We start from the raw sequence: 17,545 nt of genomic DNA, 5'->3' as shown, positions 1-17,545 counted from the left end.
GGGCCGCGGGCCGGCCCTTCCGGGCCGTCGCCGTGGCCCGGCGCCGCAGGCCGCGGACACCGGCCTTCCGACGCCACCGGCCTCCCGACGCCACCGCCGCCCGGCCCCGCCGTAGCCCGGTCGACCTCCCCATTCGTCCCTCACCCGTCCTCCGAGATCCGCTTCGAGGTATCCACGTCATGACGCAGCCGCCGCCCCCGCCGAACCAGCCCCCGAACCAGCCGCCCGCCCAGCCCCCTGCCCAGGGCCAGCCGCCCGCCCAGCCCCCGGCCGAGGGGCAGCAGCAGCCCGCGCAGCCCCCGGCCCAGGGCCAGCCGCCGCAGGACACCCCGCCGCAGGGCGGTTTCGGCGCGCCCACGCCCCCGCCGCCCGGCGGTTTCGGCGCCCCGACGCCCCCGCCGCAGGGCCCGCCCGCGCAGGGCCCGGGCTACGGCTACCCGCAGGCACCCCCGGCGCAGCAGACCCCGCCGCCGGCCCAGCCGCCGCAGACGCCCCCGCCCGCGCAGGGCCCCGGCTACGGCTACCCGCAGACGCCCCCGCCCGCGCAGGGCTACGGCTACCCGGGCCAGCCCGGTCAGCCGGGCCCCTACGGCCAGCCGCAGCCCGGCCCGTACGGCCAGCAGCCGCAGCCCGGTCCCTACGGGCAGCAGCCCCAGCCCGGCCCGTACGGCTATCAGCCGCAGACCATGCCGATGCAGCCGCAGGTGGGCCAGGCCCCGGTCGGCAAGAAGAAGGTCAACTCCACGGCGATCATCATCACCGCGGCGGTCGCGGCCATCGCGCTCATCATCGGCGGCGGTGTCTATGTCGCCACCTCCAGCGGCGACGACGACAACGGCAAGAAGGACACCGCCAGTTCGGAGGGCACGACCGGCGGCAAGGACGACACCAAGGGCGACGACGACGGCGGCTCGTCGTCGTCCGGCGGCTCGTCGACCGGTGGCGTCGAGGTGCCGACCGAGGCCCAGGAGAAGGTGCCGTCCAGCACCAGCGCGAAGATCCTCTTCCAGGTGCCCGCGCACGAGGTCAAGGAAAAGCTGACGATCGACAGCGTCAAGGGCTCCTGGCTGACGAAGACCACGTACGCCAAGGCCGCCCTGAACAAGATCATCGGCTATGACCCGGACAGCGGTAAGTCCAAGTGGACGCTGGACCTGGCCGGTCAGACCTGTGCGGGCTCCCGTGAGATCACCACCGAGGGCATCGCCGTCGTGGTGACCGAGTCGGCCAAGCGCAAGAACAACGACGACCGCCAGCCCTGCACCGAGGTCACCGCGTTCAACGTCGAGACCGGCAAGCATGTGTGGACCAAGAACGCCGACCTCAGCGGCAGCAAGGTGCCGTTCGGCGAGGTCACCATCTCCGGTACGACGGTCGCCGCGGCCGGCGGCTACTCCGGCGGCGCCGCGTTCGACGTCAACTCCGGCAAGGTGCTGTGGTCGCCGAAGGCCGGCGAGTGCACCGACGAGGGCTACGCGGGCGGCGCCCAGCTGATCGCGGTCCGCAAGTGCGGCGACTACGGCAGCGAGACCTTCGAGGTCCAGCTGCTCGACCCGAAGTCGGGCAGCGTCAAGTGGACCTACAAGGTGCCCTCCGGCATCCAGCGCGCCAAGATCATCTCCACGAATCCGGTGGTCTTCGGTGTGGTGACGGGCAGCGACGTCCCGCTGACCGGCACGACCGACATCTTCTCGCTCGACGACAGCGGCAAGCTGCGCGCCAAGATCTCCATCCCGGACGACAAGTACGACTACGAGTGCCCGGTCCGCGGTGTCTGGGCCTGCAAGGGCATCTACGTCGGCAACGACAAGGTGTACATGCCGACCAAGAGCCACGACGGCACCGGCTCCTACAGCTCCACCAACGAGATCGTCTCCTTCTCGCTGGCCTCGGGGAAGTCCACCGGCGACCGGGTCGACGCGGGCGACGACTACGAGCTGTTCCCGATCCGCATGGACGGGCCGAACATCATCGCCTTCAAGGACGGCCCGTACGACAAGGGAGCCCAGGTCGTCTCCGTCGACGGCAAGACGCTGAAGCAGACCAAGCTCCTGGAGACCCCGTCCTCGGAGTCGGTGCTCCGCGCGATCAGCGCCATGACGCCGACGATGAGCGAGATGCTCTACACCGACGGACGGTGGTTCATCGGCTCGGAACTCGTCAGTAAGCCGTATTCGGACGACGAGAAGGAGTACACGGCGCTCGGCTTCGGGGCGAAGTAACCCCACGCGCCCCCTCGGCCTCGCGACACGGCCCCGCCCCAGCTCAGGGGCGGGGCCGTGCACGTATCCCTCATCACGCTCGAATAGGAGGGAATTTCGGTAATCCGGGGCACTTCTCTCCCGTAGGGGGAGCGCAACGTCGAACAAGCGTGTAGCTTCCGGGGGCATGAGAGCGGGGGAGTCGACGGGGAAGTCGGGGGGCTTCTGTCCGTGAGGACCAGTGGGCAGCCATAGTGGGCAACCATCTGGGGGGACTGGGGGGTGGGGTGGCTCGATGGGAGTGCGGCTCATGGTGGTCGACGACCACCGACTGCTGGCCGAGGCGCTGGCCTCGGCGTTGAAGCTGCGCGGGCACCGGGTGCTCGCGGCGGCGGCGCCCGCCGCCGGCGCGGCGGAGCTGGTGATCACAAGGGCACCCGAGGTGTGCCTGCTCGGTACGGCGACACCCGCCGAGCCGGGCATCTTCGACCCGGTGGTCAGGATCAAGCGGGAACGCCCGCAGGTGGCGGTGCTGGTCCTCGGCCCGGTGCCCAGCCCGCGCGGCATCGCGGCGGCATTCGCCGCAGGCGCCTCGGGCTACGTCCGGCACGACGAGCGCATCGAGGGGGTCGAGCGGGCCATCATGAAGGCCCGCGCGGGCGAGGCGGCCGTGGCACCACAGCTGTTGCAGAGCGCCTTCGCCGAGCTGCTGAACCCCGCCGCCCAGCCGGACGACGAGGGCCAGCGGCTGCTCCAGATGCTGACGCCTCGCGAGGTCGAGGTGCTGGTCCGGGTCGCGGACGGCGAGGACACGAGACTGATCGCGGCGGGCATGGGCATCGCCCCGTCGACCGCCCGCACGCACGTCCAGCGGGTCCTGATGAAGCTGGGGGTCGGCTCCCGCCTGGAGGCGGCGGCACTGGCGGCCCGCACGGGGCTGCTGGACCGGGCGGGGCCGGTACCGCAGGGGCCGCCGGGTCCGCCGGGGGCGGAGGTGTAGGGCGGTCGGCTCGCGGCGCCCGGCCGGGTTCGGGCGCGCGACGGCATGGGGGAGCCGCACCGGGCCGACGGCTCGATGCGGCTCCCCGGGGATGCCGGATGCGGGTCAGTTCACGCCAAGGGCGTTCAGAACCGCCTCGGCGACATGGTCGGCGGCGTTCTTGTGGCCCTGGGCGTTGGGGTGGACGAAGGCCACCTGGAACGGGTCGAGGCTGGTGAAGAGGCCCTCGACCCACCTGCCCGCGTCACAGACGCTGTGGTTCCGGGTGGAGTCGGAGAGGCCGACGAAGGTGTCCCCGTGCTCAGCGGCGGCCTTCTCGATGGTGGCGTTGAGCGGGTTCAGGACGTCGTCGCGGAGCCAGTCGAGGTCCCCCGGGGTGATGGAAGCGAACTGCTCCAAGTCGTTGTACCGGCACTTGGACGTGTCCTCGGGGATGACGGTGGGGTAGCCGACGTTCACGACCTTGGCGTGCGGGGCGCGCTCGTGGAGCGTGGCGAGCATGTCGTCGTAGTCCTGGCTCACCTTGGTCAGCCGCTCGGGGATGTTGTCGGCCAGGCTGTCCCGGCACGGCGTGCCCACGCCGCCGCTGCCGTCGCCCAGTTGCAGGCAGGTGAAGAGGATCTCGGCGAACCCGAGGGTGTTGCCGCCCGCGCCGACGGTGATCACGTCGGTGCCGGGGCTCACCGCCTCGGACTGGGGCGGCACCGGGGGGAACGGGTAGTCCGGGTCCTCGGAGAACGGCGGCAGGTGGCGGCCGATCGGCTGCTGGGCGTTGAAGGTGATGTCCTCGATGGTGGCGGCACCACAGCTGACATTGGTGAGTTCGACCAGTGAGCCGAGGTCGCGGTCGATGACCTGGGGGTACGACAGGTCGGTGCGCTCGCAGCCGTCACGGGGGATTTCGAAGACCTCACCCGCTGCCGGGATGACCCCGGCGGTGTAGGAGTCGCCCAGGGCGACCCACTCGTAGGCCGCCGCGGCCGCCGGGGTGGCGCCGGCGAGTTGCACGGGGACGAGGGCGCCTGCGGCGAGAGCCACGGTGGAGCCCAGCACGGCCAGTCGAGTGCGCATGTTTGCCACGAATCCTCCAGAGATACGGTTTTGGCGGCGCTATGACCGTACGAGGAGGATTACTCAGCGCACTAGATCCAATACGGACAGTGACTTACCGTCAGGTCTCCGGGATCACCCCGGTCACGGGTGACGTGTTCTGAACAGGCGAGGTCGACATGTGGGCCAAGTGGGCCCCTCTGTCGACGGATCCGGCGCGACGTGTGATCGCCGCGAAGGCTTTCCCGGACAACCCCTCGGATCCCGGCCCGCCGAGCGGCCTGCGTCGGCTGTCCTGTTCACGACCACCGGCCGACGCGGACGGTGCTCAACCGTGGAGGGCGAGGTGGACCTCCCCCTCCACGGCACCGCGTTCATCGATGCGGAACCCCGGCCTTCCCGGGCCGGGCGCACACGGCGTGGTCGACCAGGTCCGTGATGCCTCGGATCTGGCGTGCGGCGGTCTCCTCGACGGCGGGTCGGCTGTGTACGGCGACGGTGACCGCGACGCGACCGCCGGACGTCGTCGCGGGCCACGCCAGATAGCCGAAGCCGCTGCCGCTGTGTCCCCAGTAGCCGCCGCCGCAGGTCAACGGCGTCCACTCCAGGCCCAGGCCGTAGCGCGACCCCGGTACCCCGTCGGGGCTGTCCGGCACGGCGACCGTGCGCCGCATCTCGGCGAGCTGGGCGGGGGCGAGGAGCCCGCCGCTCAGGAGCGCGGAGAAGAAGCGGTTGGTCTCGGCGGCGGTGCCGATCAGCGAGCCGTCGGCGTCACCGTCGAAGGGGAGGTAGGCGAGGGTGGTGTCCGTCATGGGGCCGCCCTCCGATCCGTCTGCGGACCGCTCGAACTGCTGGTAGTTACGGGAGTGGGGGCGCGGCATGCGCGGATCGTCGCCCGGGTTGAAGGTGCGCGTGAGCCCGAGCGGGCGCAGGATCCGGTCCCGCACCTCTCGGTCCCAGGTCCGGCCGGTGACCGCCTCGATCACCATCCCGGCCAGGATGTAGTTGGTGTTGGAGTACTCCCAGCGGGCCCCCGGTTGGAACACCGGCGGATGCGTCATGGCGAACGCGACGCGCTGCCGCGAGGTGTAGGTCGTCGAGCGGTGCTGGAGATAACCGGCCTCGCTCAGGTCGGGGACGACGTCCGCGATGTAGTCCGGCAGGCCGCTGGTGTGTTGGAGAAGCTGACGGACGGTGACCCGGCGGCCGTCGTTCCCCTTGCCCCGGACCACGCCCGGCAGCCAGCGCTCCACGCTGTCCTCCAGCGACAGCCGCCCCTCGCCGACGAGTTGGAGGACGACCGTCGCGACGTACGTCTTCGTGGTGCTGCCGAGACGGATGTACTCGTCGCGGGGCACGGGTGCGCCGGTGGCGAGGTCGCCCACGCCGCTGCGGGCGGTGCGGGTGCCGTGAGGTGCCTCCAGCCGTACGGACACCCCGGTCACGCCGGTGTCGCGCAGGGCGTCGGCATCGCGTTGCAGGGGGTTCGCCGCGCCTTGCGCGTGGGCCGGGGCGAGGCTGGTGAGGAGGGCGAGAGCGAGGGCGACGGCTGAGGCCGTGGCTGTTCGGCGGATGGGCATGGGATCACCGTAGGAGTGGGCATTCCGGACATGCCAGCCGGTGAGCCCCCGCGTGTCGCCGGGGGGTTGCCTCAGTCCGCCGTAGTCCCGGGGCCACCGGCTTTTATGTGGTGGAGGAGGGCGGCGAGGGGGGTGGGGGTGGTGCTGAGGTGGGTGGCGGGGGTGTCTGATTCGCGGAGGTGGAGGGTGGCGGGGGAGGTGGCGATTTCGACGCAGTCGTTGCCGTCACCGAAGCCGGAGAACGATGACTTCTGCCAGTTGTCGGGGGCGGCGGCTAATTCGACACAGGTACCTCCTTCGCCGCCGTCGGAAAACGTCGACTTCTGCCAGGTGCAGGGGATCGTCATGGGCTGCCTCGAGGTTCTTCGTCCGAAGAGCTTCGGTGATCACGGGCGGCGCGGGGTGAACCTGCCGGAGGCTATGGCGCGGAGGAGTTCGGTGACCGGGGCGGGCGTGGTGGTGAGGACGGCGCCAGGGACATCGGATTCGCGGAGGCCGAGCAAGTGGGGAGATATGGCGGCCAGTTCGACGCAGGTGTTTCCCTCACCGCCCCCGGAAAACGTGGACCTCTGCCAGCGCAGCGCGTGATTCATGCAGCTCACAGCTCCTTCATCAGGCGGTGGATGAAGTCCCGTGACGCGACGGGATCCAGCGATGCCTTCTCCACCTTACGGAAGAGTGTTCGGAGCTGTTTCAACTGTGCTTCCGCATCGATGAACAGGGTGCCGGTGGGCGTGTCGCGGAGCACCGTGTCCAGTTGGGGCACCGGACCACCCAGGTGCATCATCGAGGCGGCGGCACCGGCAAAGCCGTCCTGATCAAGAGGGATGACGCGCACCGCCGCGTGCCCTTGTTCGATCTCGTCCAGGATGCGGCGGAGTTGGGCGACTGAGGTCTGCCGATCGGCCACGCGGACCCGCAGCGCGAACTCGTGGACGATCGTCTCGTACGGCAGCGGATGCTCACCCTCGATGACCGCGCGTCGCCGCATCCGGTGTTCCACCCGGGGAAACAGCTCGCTCTCCGGCAGTTCAGGACGCGTGTAACTGAAAACCGCTCGCGCGTAGTCGGAAGTCTGCAGCAGTCCGGGCACGTAGGCGATGGCGACCTCGTGCAGGAATGTCGCATGGTGCTCCGCCTCGGCGACGTCCAGGTTCACCTGGGGAAGGACTCCCCGGTACTCCTCCCACCAGCCGCGTGTGCGGTCGGCCGCGATCGCCACGAGGGCCTCGATCAGTTCCGTGTCCGAGCAGGCGCAGTGGGCCGCCAGTCTGCGCAGCCGCTCCTCGCCGATCGCCGAACTGCCGGCCTCGATCTGGCTCATGTGGGCTGAACTCGCCCCCAGGAGTCCGGCCACTTCCTTGGCGGGCTTGCCCGCCGCCTCCCGCAGCTTGCGCAGCTCGGACCCCAGGCGCACCTGTCGTGCCGTGGGCTGGTTCCGCATGGTCATCCGAGTAACTGCCTCTCCACGACTCCTCGTTCGGGTGTCAGATTACGGCAGGCTGTTGCGGGGGTATTAATTTATACCCTACTGTCAGTGACGCGCCGCACACTCTGCGGAACGCCGGGACCCCGGAAGCGCACCACTCCGTCCTGCCATGACGGCTGAGGCAATGCCACCGCCCGCACCCCACCCTTCTTCCGACGGAGCTGCCCCATGCCCGAAAACGCCCCCGAACCTTGGGAGTACGTCCTCCACATCCCCCACGACCCCCGAGCCGTCACCGTCTCCCGCCGCACCCTCCGCCTCATCCTCACCGCGCACGGCCTGACCGCCCTCCTGGATCCCGCCGAACTCCTCGCCACGGAACTGATCGCCAACGCCGTACTCCACACCAAGGGCCCAGCGGCCCTGCGCGTGCGCTGGTCGGGCACCACCCTGTGGATCGGAGCCTGGGACGCGGACCCCGGACCCCCGGAACCCCCGGCCCGGTTGGCGGCCACGCCCGACACGGAATCCGGCCGAGGCCTCGCCCTCGTACGGGCCTGCACGGACGTATGGGGCTGGCAGCCGTCCTCCCGCTTCGGGCACCGGGGCAAATACGTGTGGTGCGAACTGCTCTGTGACCCGGTCGCGGCATGACGCGTTGATCACTTCGAAAGAAAGGAGGGAGAGCCGATGGTCAGCTCGCCGCATGAGGCGCTGCACCGGATCTTCCAGAAGGATCCCGCGCTGCTCACCCGCGCCCTTTAACAGGTGCTGGACGTGCCCTTCCCCGAGCCGCGCGAGTTCGCGGCCATGAACGTCGACCTCACGGAGATCGAACCGGTCGAGCGGCGCGTGGACACGCTGTTGCGGGCGGAGACCGACGAGGGGACGTATCTCCTGGTCGTCGAGTCGCAGGGGAAGAAGGACGAGGGCAAGCGCCGCAGCTGGCCCTACTACCTCAGCTACTTGTACGCGAAGTACCACTGCGACCCGGTGCTCATCGTGATCACCCAGCACGGCGCCACGGCTCGCTGGGCGGCGCAGCCCATTCACCTCGGGGTGCGCGGCCGCCCCTCGCTGACGGTACGGCCACTGGTGCTGGGCCCGGACAACGTACCGGTCATCGAGGACGAGCGGGCGGCCGAGCGGGACGTACCCCTCGCGGTCCTCTCGGCGATGACGCATGGCAAGGGGCCCAAGGCTGCCGCCATACTGGAATCCCTGGTAACCGCCCTGCGGACCATCGACGCGGAGAGCGCCGCGGTCTTCGTGCAGTTCGTCGACTCGTGCCTGAAGGACCCCGAGGCACAGCAGATCTGGAGGGACCTCATGACGGATACGCAGTACTTCTGGCGACACCCGCTCGCTGAGCAGACACGTGAGGAAGGCCGTGAGGAAGGCCGGATCGAGGCTCAGATCGAGATGATCTTCAAGACCCTCGAATGGCGTGGCATCCCGGTGCCGGACCAGGTCCGCGAACGAGTCACCGACTGCCCCGACCGAGCTCAGCTCATGGTCTGGGCGGAACGGGCCCTCTGCGTGACCGACGCCGAGGACCTGTTCCGCTGACCGAGCGGTGGGCCGGATGATCCGTCGCGGAGTGAGCGGGACAGGCTCGACGGCTGCGGGTCGGCTCGCCATTCGTGTGGGGTCGGCGTGCGGTCAGACCCGCTCCAAGGGGCGGTGCGGCCCGGCGGGAAGTTCCGCCTTGATCGTGTCGCCCGGACGCACCGCACCGCCCTCCCTCACGATGCTCATGATTCCGGCCTTGAGCACGAGGTTCCCGGCCTCGTCGCGGCCGACAACCCGCTTCAGCAGCCCGTCCTGGAAGTTGTCGATCTGCAGGCAGGGATTGCGCAGCCCGGTCACCTCCAGCACCGCGTCGTCCCCGATATACAGCAGTGTGCCGACCGGCAGCCCGAGCAGATCGATGCCGCGGGTGGTGATGTTCTCGCCGAGGTCGCCGGGCCCCACCTTGAATCCCTCCGCGCCGACCTCGGCGAAGAGCTCCTCATGGATCAGGTGAACCTGGCGCAGGTTCGGCCGGGTGGGGTCCTGCGCCACCCGCGAGCGGTGCTTGACCGTCACTCCGGCATGTACGTCACCCTCTACGCCGAGCCCGGCGAGCAGCGTGACGCTGTCCCGGTTCGGCTTGGTGAACGAGTACTCGCCGTTGCTGCTGACCGCCGTGACCGTTCCGCTCATCCTTGGCTCCCCCTCCTCGGTGAAAACGACAGTCACGACCCTAGCCTCGGGTCTGTGTGCGAGGGCCCGAGCGCACCCAGGGCGCTGCTCGGGGCCCCGCTCCCTTTACTCCGTCGGCCGCTCAACACCGAGCAGGATCGACGCCGGCACCACGTGTCGGCACCCTCGCCGGGGGCGGTTCCTCCATGCCGGGGCTCAAACGCAGACGCCGTACCGCGCGCTGTCGGCAGCCATGAGCCGTAGCTCGGCCGTGAGGTCGGCGAGATTCTCCCTGCGCGGCATGGGGCGGCTCGCTTCAGTTGGGATCTGGTGATCTTTGTTTGTTTCTGATGGTGACGAGCGTCGGAACTTGTGCTTTGATGTGTTTGGTTCTGTTTGATGGGTGGGATGGGGAGTCCGGCGTGAAGAAGACCTCGACCCGGTTGGCCGACGGTCGTGAGCTGATCTACTACGACCTGCGCGACGACACCGTGCGCGACGCGGTGGACAAGCGGCCCCTGGAGCGCACCGTCACCACTTCGGAGGTGCGCCGGGACCCGCTGCTCGGTGACTCCGTCGCGATCGCCTCGCACCGGCAGGGCCGCATCTACCACCCCCCGGCGAACGAATGTCCGCTCTGCCCCTCCGAGGGCGACCGGCTCAGTGAGATCCCGGACTCGTCGTACGACGCCGTCGTCTTCGAGAACCGCTTTCCCTCCCTCGCCGGCGACTCCGGCCGCTGCGAGGTCGTCTGCTTCACCTCGGACCACAACGCGTCCTTCGCCGACCTGACCGACGAGCAGGCACGCCTCGTCCTGGACGCGTGGACCGACCGCACCGCGGAGCTGTCGCATCTCCCCTCCGTCGAGCAGGTGTTCTGCTTCGAGAACCGCGGCGCCGAGATAGGCGTGACCCTGGGGCACCCGCACGGGCAGATCTACGCGTACCCCTTCACCACACCCCGCACCGCGCTGATGCTGCGCTCCCTCGCGGCCCACAAGGACGCCACCGGCGGCGAGAACCTCTTCGACGCCGTCCTGGAGAAGGAGCTCGCCGGCGAGCGGATCGTGCTCCGGACCGAGCACTGGGTCGCCTTCGTGCCGTACGCGGCGCACTGGCCGTACGAGGTCCACCTGTACCCCACGCGCCGCGTGCCGGACCTCCTCGCCCTCGACGAGGACGCGCGCTCAGAATTCCCCAAGGTTTATCTGGAACTCTTGAGGCGCTTCGACCGGATCTTCGGCGAGGGTGAGCCTCCGACGCCGTACATCGCCGCCTGGCACCAGGCGCCGTTCGGCACACTGGAGGAGTTCGACGGCGTCAACCGCGACGACTTCGCGCTCCACCTCGAGCTTTTCACCATCCGCCGCACCTCCGGCAAGCTGAAGTTCCTCGCGGGTTCCGAATCCGGCATGAACGTGTTCATCAACGATGTGCCGCCGGAGCGCGCGGCCGAGCGACTGCGAGAGGTAGCGAGTTCATGAGCGGTAAGTACCTGGTCACCGGTGGCGCGGGCTATGTCGGCAGCGTGGTCGCCCAGCATCTGCTGGAGGCGGGCCACGAGGTCGTCGTCCTCGACAACCTCTCCACGGGCTTCCGCGAGGGCGTGCCCGCGGGCGCGTCGTTCATCGAGGGCGACATCCGCGACGCCGCGAAGTGGCTGGACGCCTCCTTCGACGCCGTCCTCCACTTCGCCGCGTTCTCGCAGGTCGGCGAGTCCGTCGTGAAGCCCGAGAAGTACTGGGACAACAACGTCGGCGGCACCATGGCGCTCCTCGGCGCGATGCGCGAGGCGGGCGTCCGCAAGCTGGTCTTCTCCTCCACCGCCGCCACGTACGGCGAGCCGGAGACGACCCCGATCGTCGAGTCCGCGCCGACGAAGCCGACCAACCCGTACGGCGCCTCCAAGCTCGCCGTCGACCACATGATCACAGGCGAGGCCGCCGCCCACGGGCTGGGCGCCGTCTCGCTGCGCTACTTCAACGTGGCCGGCGCGTACGGCTCCTGCGGCGAGCGCCACGACCCCGAGTCGCACCTGATCCCGCTGGTCCTCCAGGTCGCACAGGGCGGGCGGGACGCGATCTCCGTCTTCGGCGACGACTACCCGACCCCGGACGGCACCTGCATCCGCGACTACATCCACGTCGCCGACCTCGCCGACGCCCACCTGCTGGCGCTGGCCGCCGCGCGGTCTGGCGAGCACCTCATCTGCAACCTCGGCAACGGCAACGGCTTCTCGGTGCGCGAAGTGATCGAGACCGTCCGCCAGGTCACCGGCCACCCGATCCCCGAGGTCGTCGCCCCGCGCCGCGCCGGCGACCCGGCCACCCTGGTCGCCTCCGCCGCCACCGCCCGCGAACGCCTCGGCTGGAACCCGTCCCGGGCGGACCTCGCGGAGATCGTCGCGGACGCGTGGGAGTTCGCGCAGGCGCGGGCGAAGTAGCCCGGGTGCGAGCCTGCTCGCGCCTGCTCGCGCCTGTTCGCGCCAAGTCGCGCGGGTTCGCGCCTGTTCGAGCCAAGAAGTGTGCCGGCTCAGCCAGTTCGCCGGCTGAGCCAGTTCGTCGGTTGAGTACGGAAAGGTCAGGGTCAGGGGATGAGCGAGGCTGTCGTCGTCGCCGAGCGGTTCGAGGAGCTGTACGGGGCGGAGCCGGAGGGAGTGTGGGCCGCGCCGGGCCGGGTGAACCTCATCGGTGAGCACACCGACTACAACGACGGCTTCGTCATGCCCTTCGCCCTCCCGCACACCACGATCGCGGCGGTGTCCCGGCGCACGGACGGCCGGCTGCGCCTCCACTCCGACGACATCGACGGCGGTGTGGTCGAGCTGTCCCTCGACGGGCTGACGCCGGAGGCCGACCGCGCCTGGACGGCGTACCCGTCCGGCGTCGTCTGGGCCCTGCGCGAGGCCGGCCACACGGCGGTCACCGGCGCCGACATCCACCTCACGTCGACGGTCCCGACGGGCGCCGGCCTCTCCTCCTCGGCGGCGCTGGAGGTCGTGGTGGCCCTGGCCCTCAACGACCTCTTCTCCCTCGGCCTCAAGGGCTGGCAGCTGGCCCGCCTGTGCCAGCGCGCGGAGAACGTCTACGTCGGCGCCCCGACCGGGATCATGGACCAGACGGCCTCCGCGTGCTGCGAGACCGGCCACGCCCTGTTCCTCGACACCCGGGACCTCTCGCAGCGCCAGATCCCCTTCGACCTGGCCGCCGAGGGCATGCAGCTCCTCGTCGTCGACACCCAGGTCAAGCACTCCCACAGCGAGGGCGAGTACGGCAAGCGCCGCGCCGGCTGCGAGAAGGGCGCGGCCCTGCTCGGCGTCGACGCGCTGCGGGACATCGCGTACGACGAGCTGGACGCCGCCCTCGACCGCCTCGGCGACGAGGAGGAGGTCCGCCGCCTGGTCCGCCACGTGGTGACCGAGGACCAGCGCGTCGAACGTGTGGTCTCCCTCCTGGAGTCGGGCGAGACACGCGCGATCGGCCCCGTCCTGGTCGAGGGCCACGCCTCCCTCCGCGACGACTTCCGCATCTCCTGCCCCGAACTCGACCTCGTCGTCGACACCGCCCTGTCCGCCGGCGCGCTCGGCGCCCGCATGACCGGCGGCGGCTTCGGCGGCTCCGCGATCGTCCTCGTCGACGCTCCCGACGCGGACACGATCACCAAGGCGATCGAGGAGGCCTTCGCGTCCGCAGACTTCACGGCCCCGCGCGTCTTCGTCGCGGTGCCTTCGGCGGGGGCGCGGCGGGTCTCCTGACCTGGAGATCATGACGCGAGAGTCATGACTTGAGGTGTGAGGTGTGAGGTGTGGGGCGGGACCGGAGGGCCCCGCCCCACAACCATGACCACCGCCAACTCTCCCCACTCCAGCGCCACATCCGAGTACGAGCACTCATGTGTTCACGGAACTCGCCCACGACACTGTCACACCGGGTAGTTAGAGTTGTCGGTGAGGTAGCGGCTTTCATGGGAGGGCAACGATGTCGAACGGCGACGGGGCGGACGGATCCTCGGATGGTTCGTGGGCGTCCGGCCTGTTCGACTCCGCATTCGACGCCGCACAGGACGCGGTCACCGATCTGGTCACCGAACTGTCGTCGATCACGGCCTTCCAGAAGCGCGTCGACCAGCTGATCAGCGACCTCAAGGACTCCGACGCCGGCCCCGGCAAGGTTGGCCGGGAACAGCTCGTACGCACCCAGTTCGGCGGCGGCAACGGCGAGTGGGCGGAGGCTGCGGGCCTGTTCACCGCGTACGAGACGGTGATCACCGAACTGGAGAACCTCTCGAAGCTCCTCTCCGACTCGATGGAGGGCATGGGCATCGCCGTCCTCGCCGCCCACAAGGGTTACCAGAACATCGACCTCGACATCCGCGACCGCATGGCGGCGATCAGCGCGGAGACGACGGAGCACTACGGCGGGGCGTACGACCCGGGTCTGCCACAGCGGGGCGGTACCAGCCGGGACGCGACACCACCGGATCAGGCACAGGCACCCGCGGACGGCGGCGACTCGGGAGGCACGATCTGATGGCAGGCGGCATCTTCGACGGCATGAGCCACGAGCGCATGCTCCAGTGGCTCGACCAGGCCAACAGCGGCACAGTCCAGTCCGCTGCCGACCGGCTGGCAACCGTGGCCGAGGAGATCCACAAGATCGCCGACGAGCTCAAGATCCGCCCCCAATGGGTCGAGTGGAAGGGCGAGGGCGCGGACGCCTTCCGCGCCTGGACGGCCGACCTCGCCAACTCCACCTTGCGCTTGGGCGACTTCAGCGAGAGCTCCGCGAAGTGGCTGGCCCAGGCCTCCGACGCCATCGCCCGGGCCCAGGCCGCGATCCCGCGCACGGCGGAGGGCGCCCAGGCGAACCTCGACGCGGCGACGATGGCGCACAACGACCCCGACGCGGACACCATCTCCGCCAAGTCCGCAGCCGAACTCGCGGCGCTGGCGGCCGGCAAGGAGAAGGTGCGGCAGGAGGCCGCCGCGGAGATGGTGAAGCTGGGGCAGGCCTACGAGTTCTCGGCGGTGCAGCTGAACGCGCTGGAGAGGCCCAGGTTCGCGCCACCGCCGACGGCGGTTCTTCCGCACGACTCGAGCTATCAGAGCGTTGACCTGGAACGTCCGGGCTCTTCCGAGCAGAGCGCCTCTTCGCCCCGTGGCGTTGTTCCGCTGGATTCGGCGCCGAGCAGGGATACCGGTTCCGACACCTCTGACGTGAGGCGGTCGTTGGACACCCGGTCTTCAGAGCGCTCCGCGCCGTCGGTGGATGAGCCTCCGACCCGGATGGGTCTCGATTCCGTAGAGACGTTGCCGCAGGACAAGCGGACAGCGACGGGTCCGCCAAGCGGTCCGCCCAGCGCTGGACGGTTGGAGGGGCCTGGAAGTCCTCCGCACTCGAATTGGGTTCCCCCAGTGACGGGCAGGCAGGGTCTGCCTGCCGGTGGCCCGCCGGCGCAGGGGCGGTCGGCCGTGACTGGCCGTATGCCTCAGTTCCCTGCCGGTCCAGCTGTCCCGTCTCCGAATGCCGCGCGGGTCCCGGGCGGTAGTAACGGCATCATCGGCGGTCGTCCGGTCACCCCGCCGTTGGGCGGGCAGGCGGGAACGACCCATCGTGGAACAGTGGTGGGGGCACCACCCGGCACGACGGGGCGTCCCCCGATGGGTCCCACGACCGGTACGGCGGCTTCCACAGGGCGACCGGCCGGTCAGCAGGCACCGACGTCCGGTCGCCGTCTCCCCTCGCCGAACGGCGGCGTCATCGGAGGCGCTCCGCAACAGACGGGCCGTACGGTGCGCAGCTCTGGTGGCTCGGGTGGGACGGCCGGAACCGGTACGACCTCCGGCGGTGGTACGACGCGTGGCGGCATCGTAGGCGGTGCACCCAGCGTGGTTCGCCCTGGCACGAACAGAGGAACAGGCACTCCTCGCGTATCCGGGCCGACCACCTCAACGAGCACGGACAACAGGAACGTTCGGCTGCACCGCTCGGCCGACAATGAGGAGAGCCGACGGCAGGGCAACAGCCAGACCGCACCACCGACGGTCGATTGACGCGTATCCCGGAACGGAGACAGTGAACCTGATGCGCATCACCAGCACTCGGCACGGGAGCCACCGTGCTGCGGCGTCCGCGATACTCAGCCTGCTGCTGGTGGGCACCGCAGGGGCACCGGCCTACGCAGAGTCCATCCGCCAGCAGCAGTGGTTCCTCGATGCCATGAAGGCCGAGGAGATGTGGCAGACCAGCACGGGGAAAGGCATCACGGTCGCCGTCGTCGATACCGGAGTCGATCCGGACAATCCTGACTTGAAAGGGCGGGTGCTCGATGGCAAGGACTTTGCGCCCTCGAGCCGTGCTGGCGACGAGCACACGGACTATGACGGCCACGGCACCGGAATGGCCGGACTCATCGCTGGTACGGGTGCACTTGAGAGCGGAAACGGTGCGCTCGGGCTCGCCCCTGATGCCGACATCCTCCCTGTCCGGATGCCTGATGACGGTGACGTCAGTCCGTTTGAAGTGTCTGCATATTTCAGCAAGAGCATCCGCTATGCGGTCGACTCCGGAGCCCAGGTCATCAACGTCTCGATGGGTGGTGGCATCAAGAGCCCTGAGTTGACCGAGGCGGTCAGGTACGCCCTCGACAAGGGCTCACTTGTTTTCGCAGCCACAGGCAACGATGCCGACAAGCAGCACCATGTCAACCCCCTGGCTGCCACGCCCGGTGTCATCGCTGTAGCAGCGGTGGGCAAGAACCTCCGGCGGGCGTCCTGGTCCCAGTACGGCCCCGAGGTGGATGTCTCCGCCCCTGGCGAAGACATGGTCCACGCCTGTGGCAGCGAGACGGGCCTCTGCAAGACCAGCGGCACCAGCGATGCCACCGCCATCGCCTCCGCCAGCGCCGCCCTTATCTGGTCCAAGCACCCGACCTGGACCAACAACCAGGTCCTCCGAGTCATGCTCAACACCATCGGAGCCCCCACCGACGGCGCCAAGCGCAACGACTCCATCGGCTACGGCATCGTCCGCCCCCGCATCGCCCTGCAGAACCCCGGCGACCCGGGCCCCGCCGACGAATACCCGCTCCCGGACCTCGCGGCGGCAGCCTCCGCGTCGCCGTCTCCCGAGCTGTCGGCAACCGATGGCGCCGATTCCCGGGCCCAGGAGAAGAACACCGAGACCGAGACGACAGCCTCCACGTCCCAGGACAACTCCATGGTGTGGATCGTCCTGGGCGGCATCGCCGCAGCACTTCTCGGCGGGACGATCACAGCCTTCGTAGTCGTCCGCAAACACCGTGCCCCGAAAGCCGTGCCGAGCCCGGTAACCACGTACCCCCCGGGCCAACTCCAGTACCCCGCACCGCACTATCCGCCTTCTCCGTACTCACCTCCCAACGCCCCGGGCCACCACGCTCCCACCGACCGGGGGACGGGCTCCACCTGAGGCCAGACATCAGGTCCCTGCCGGCCCGGACGTGTGTGAAACCTTCATGTGAGACGCCGTGTAGGCGATTCACGTCAAGGGCTGCCTTGGTAAGTTGAAGCGGCGGTAAGAAGCGCCGCGAGCAGTTGTGAGCGCGAGCCTGGTGCATACGGGACTTCGGGGGGAAGCGGGCGCATGGCCTGGGATGAGTGGGAGCAGTCGAAGGCCAATGTGGCTGGGACACCTGGAACGCACATGCAGCTCAACCAGCTCGCCGACCAGGGGAGCGCCAGCGGCGGCGATCTGGTGGTGCACCAGGACGACTTGGGGGCCGTAGGGCATGAGGCGTTCATCCTCTACGACCAGCTTCACAAAGAGGCGGACATCGCGGGCGCCGGTTCTGAAAAGACCGGTGTCGGATCCACCGCTCAGTCGGCCGCCACGCTGAAGTCCCACAATTTCGAGATGGGCGGCGCCTTGGAGACGACGGTCGAGATCTGGACGTCTCAGGTGAAGTCGGTCCTTCAGGCCTGCGCGCACATCTCCAACCATCTCGACTACAGCAAGAAGTTGCACGCCAACGACGACGAGAAGATCTCCTCCGTTCTCCAGTCCTATGACGGATTGACCGTTCCGGTGTCCCAACTCAACGAGTACTTCAAGTAGGAGCGCCC

Annotated in this window: 15 protein-coding genes and 1 pseudogene; 10 read left to right on the top strand and 6 right to left on the bottom strand. The window is 69.4% G+C overall.

Annotated elements, in window-relative coordinates; all coding sequences use genetic code 11:
- Positions 1-179 precede the first annotated feature (179 nt).
- Positions 180-2,222, top strand: coding sequence for an outer membrane protein assembly factor BamB family protein (locus OG202_RS20670; protein ID WP_328223276.1), 2,043 nt, complete (start codon positions 180-182; stop codon positions 2,220-2,222).
- A gap of 274 nt (positions 2,223-2,496) precedes the next feature.
- Positions 2,497-3,201 carry a helix-turn-helix transcriptional regulator gene (locus tag OG202_RS20665; RefSeq protein ID WP_326582217.1) on the top strand — a complete coding sequence of 235 codons (705 nt, stop codon included), beginning with the start codon at positions 2,497-2,499 and terminating at the stop codon, positions 3,199-3,201.
- A 105-nt stretch (positions 3,202-3,306) separates the two neighbouring features.
- On the opposite strand, the gene OG202_RS20660 is transcribed toward OG202_RS20665, so the two are convergent.
- The 5 genes from OG202_RS20660 to OG202_RS20640 all read right to left on the bottom strand — a co-directional run bounded on the left by OG202_RS20660 (position 3,307) and on the right by OG202_RS20640 (position 7,281).
- Positions 3,307-4,272 (bottom strand): SGNH/GDSL hydrolase family protein, encoded by a 966-nt coding sequence (locus OG202_RS20660; RefSeq protein WP_327729335.1) that lies wholly within the window; start codon positions 4,270-4,272, stop codon positions 3,307-3,309.
- Positions 4,273-4,625: 353 nt separating this feature from the next.
- Complete coding sequence (locus OG202_RS20655) at positions 4,626-5,831, bottom strand: serine hydrolase domain-containing protein (RefSeq protein WP_328223275.1); 1,206 nt, start codon at positions 5,829-5,831, stop codon at positions 4,626-4,628.
- Positions 5,832-5,902: 71 nt separating this feature from the next.
- A complete protein-coding gene (locus OG202_RS20650) occupies positions 5,903-6,178 on the bottom strand; it encodes a DUF397 domain-containing protein (RefSeq protein WP_326582220.1) in 276 nt (91 codons plus the stop codon).
- Positions 6,179-6,217: 39 nt separating this feature from the next.
- Complete coding sequence (locus OG202_RS20645) at positions 6,218-6,424, bottom strand: DUF397 domain-containing protein (protein ID WP_328223274.1); 207 nt, start codon at positions 6,422-6,424, stop codon at positions 6,218-6,220.
- A 5-nt stretch (positions 6,425-6,429) separates the two neighbouring features.
- Positions 6,430-7,281: a helix-turn-helix domain-containing protein gene (locus OG202_RS20640; protein WP_326582222.1), complete on the bottom strand. Its 852-nt coding sequence runs from the start codon at positions 7,279-7,281 to the stop codon at positions 6,430-6,432.
- A 207-nt stretch (positions 7,282-7,488) separates the two neighbouring features.
- On the opposite strand from OG202_RS20640, the gene OG202_RS20635 reads away from it, so the two are divergent.
- Positions 7,489-7,914 (top strand): ATP-binding protein, encoded by a 426-nt coding sequence (locus OG202_RS20635; protein WP_327729337.1) that lies wholly within the window; start codon positions 7,489-7,491, stop codon positions 7,912-7,914.
- A 36-nt stretch (positions 7,915-7,950) separates the two neighbouring features.
- A pseudogene (locus OG202_RS20630) lies at positions 7,951-8,829 on the top strand (hypothetical protein).
- Positions 8,830-8,922: 93 nt separating this feature from the next.
- On the opposite strand, the gene OG202_RS20625 reads toward OG202_RS20630, so the two are convergent.
- Positions 8,923-9,465 (bottom strand): MOSC domain-containing protein, encoded by a 543-nt coding sequence (locus OG202_RS20625; protein ID WP_327729339.1) that lies wholly within the window; start codon positions 9,463-9,465, stop codon positions 8,923-8,925.
- Between the two features lie 401 nt (positions 9,466-9,866).
- Between OG202_RS20625 and galT the strand changes: the two genes are divergently transcribed.
- The 6 genes from galT (at position 9,867) to OG202_RS20595 (ending at position 17,537) form a co-directional block, all read left to right on the top strand.
- Complete coding sequence (galT, locus tag OG202_RS20620) at positions 9,867-10,928, top strand: galactose-1-phosphate uridylyltransferase (protein WP_327729340.1); 1,062 nt, start codon at positions 9,867-9,869, stop codon at positions 10,926-10,928.
- Entirely contained in the window at positions 10,925-11,887 is a 963-nt protein-coding gene (galE, locus tag OG202_RS20615) for a UDP-glucose 4-epimerase GalE (RefSeq protein WP_328223273.1), read from the top strand. The genes galT and galE overlap by 4 nt, the downstream gene beginning before the upstream one ends.
- 150 nt (positions 11,888-12,037) lie before the next feature.
- Positions 12,038-13,198 carry a galactokinase gene (gene galK, locus OG202_RS20610; protein WP_328223272.1) on the top strand — a complete coding sequence of 387 codons (1,161 nt, stop codon included), beginning with the start codon at positions 12,038-12,040 and terminating at the stop codon, positions 13,196-13,198.
- Positions 13,199-13,421: 223 nt separating this feature from the next.
- The gene (locus OG202_RS20605; RefSeq protein ID WP_328223271.1) at positions 13,422-13,973 is read left to right on the top strand and encodes a hypothetical protein; all 552 of its coding nucleotides are present in this window, start codon (positions 13,422-13,424) and stop codon (positions 13,971-13,973) included.
- A 1,554-nt stretch (positions 13,974-15,527) separates the two neighbouring features.
- The gene (mycP, locus tag OG202_RS20600; RefSeq protein ID WP_328223270.1) at positions 15,528-16,892 is read left to right on the top strand and encodes a type VII secretion-associated serine protease mycosin; all 1,365 of its coding nucleotides are present in this window, start codon (positions 15,528-15,530) and stop codon (positions 16,890-16,892) included.
- Positions 16,893-17,066: 174 nt separating this feature from the next.
- Positions 17,067-17,537: a hypothetical protein gene (locus OG202_RS20595; RefSeq protein ID WP_328223269.1), complete on the top strand. Its 471-nt coding sequence runs from the start codon at positions 17,067-17,069 to the stop codon at positions 17,535-17,537.
- Positions 17,538-17,545 lie beyond the last annotated feature (8 nt).

It is taken from the genome of Streptomyces sp. NBC_00310 (assembly GCF_036208085.1).
GTDB lineage: Bacteria > Actinomycetota > Actinomycetes > Streptomycetales > Streptomycetaceae > Streptomyces.
The sequence above is the reverse complement of the archived record's forward strand: the minus strand, read 5'-3'. Positions and strand labels throughout refer to the sequence as shown.

Bases quoted from the DNA above. Each gene is read 5' to 3' on its own strand.
- OG202_RS20670 (WP_328223276.1), top strand. From the start codon at position 180: ATGACGCAGCCGCCGCCCCCGCCGAACCAGCCCCCGAACCAGCCGCCC.
- OG202_RS20665 (WP_326582217.1), top strand. From the start codon at position 2,497: ATGGGAGTGCGGCTCATGGTGGTCGACGACCACCGACTGCTGGCCGAG.
- OG202_RS20660 (WP_327729335.1), bottom strand. From the start codon at position 4,272: ATGCGCACTCGACTGGCCGTGCTGGGCTCCACCGTGGCTCTCGCCGCA.
- OG202_RS20655 (WP_328223275.1), bottom strand. From the start codon at position 5,831: ATGCCCATCCGCCGAACAGCCACGGCCTCAGCCGTCGCCCTCGCTCTC.
- OG202_RS20650 (WP_326582220.1), bottom strand. From the start codon at position 6,178: ATGACGATCCCCTGCACCTGGCAGAAGTCGACGTTTTCCGACGGCGGC.
- OG202_RS20645 (WP_328223274.1), bottom strand. From the start codon at position 6,424: ATGAATCACGCGCTGCGCTGGCAGAGGTCCACGTTTTCCGGGGGCGGT.
- OG202_RS20640 (WP_326582222.1), bottom strand. From the start codon at position 7,281: ATGACCATGCGGAACCAGCCCACGGCACGACAGGTGCGCCTGGGGTCC.
- OG202_RS20635 (WP_327729337.1), top strand. From the start codon at position 7,489: ATGCCCGAAAACGCCCCCGAACCTTGGGAGTACGTCCTCCACATCCCC.
- OG202_RS20625 (WP_327729339.1), bottom strand. From the start codon at position 9,465: ATGAGCGGAACGGTCACGGCGGTCAGCAGCAACGGCGAGTACTCGTTC.
- galE (WP_328223273.1), top strand. From the start codon at position 10,925: ATGAGCGGTAAGTACCTGGTCACCGGTGGCGCGGGCTATGTCGGCAGC.
- galK (WP_328223272.1), top strand. From the start codon at position 12,038: ATGAGCGAGGCTGTCGTCGTCGCCGAGCGGTTCGAGGAGCTGTACGGG.
- OG202_RS20605 (WP_328223271.1), top strand. From the start codon at position 13,422: ATGTCGAACGGCGACGGGGCGGACGGATCCTCGGATGGTTCGTGGGCG.
- mycP (WP_328223270.1), top strand. From the start codon at position 15,528: ATGCGCATCACCAGCACTCGGCACGGGAGCCACCGTGCTGCGGCGTCC.
- OG202_RS20595 (WP_328223269.1), top strand. From the start codon at position 17,067: ATGGCCTGGGATGAGTGGGAGCAGTCGAAGGCCAATGTGGCTGGGACA.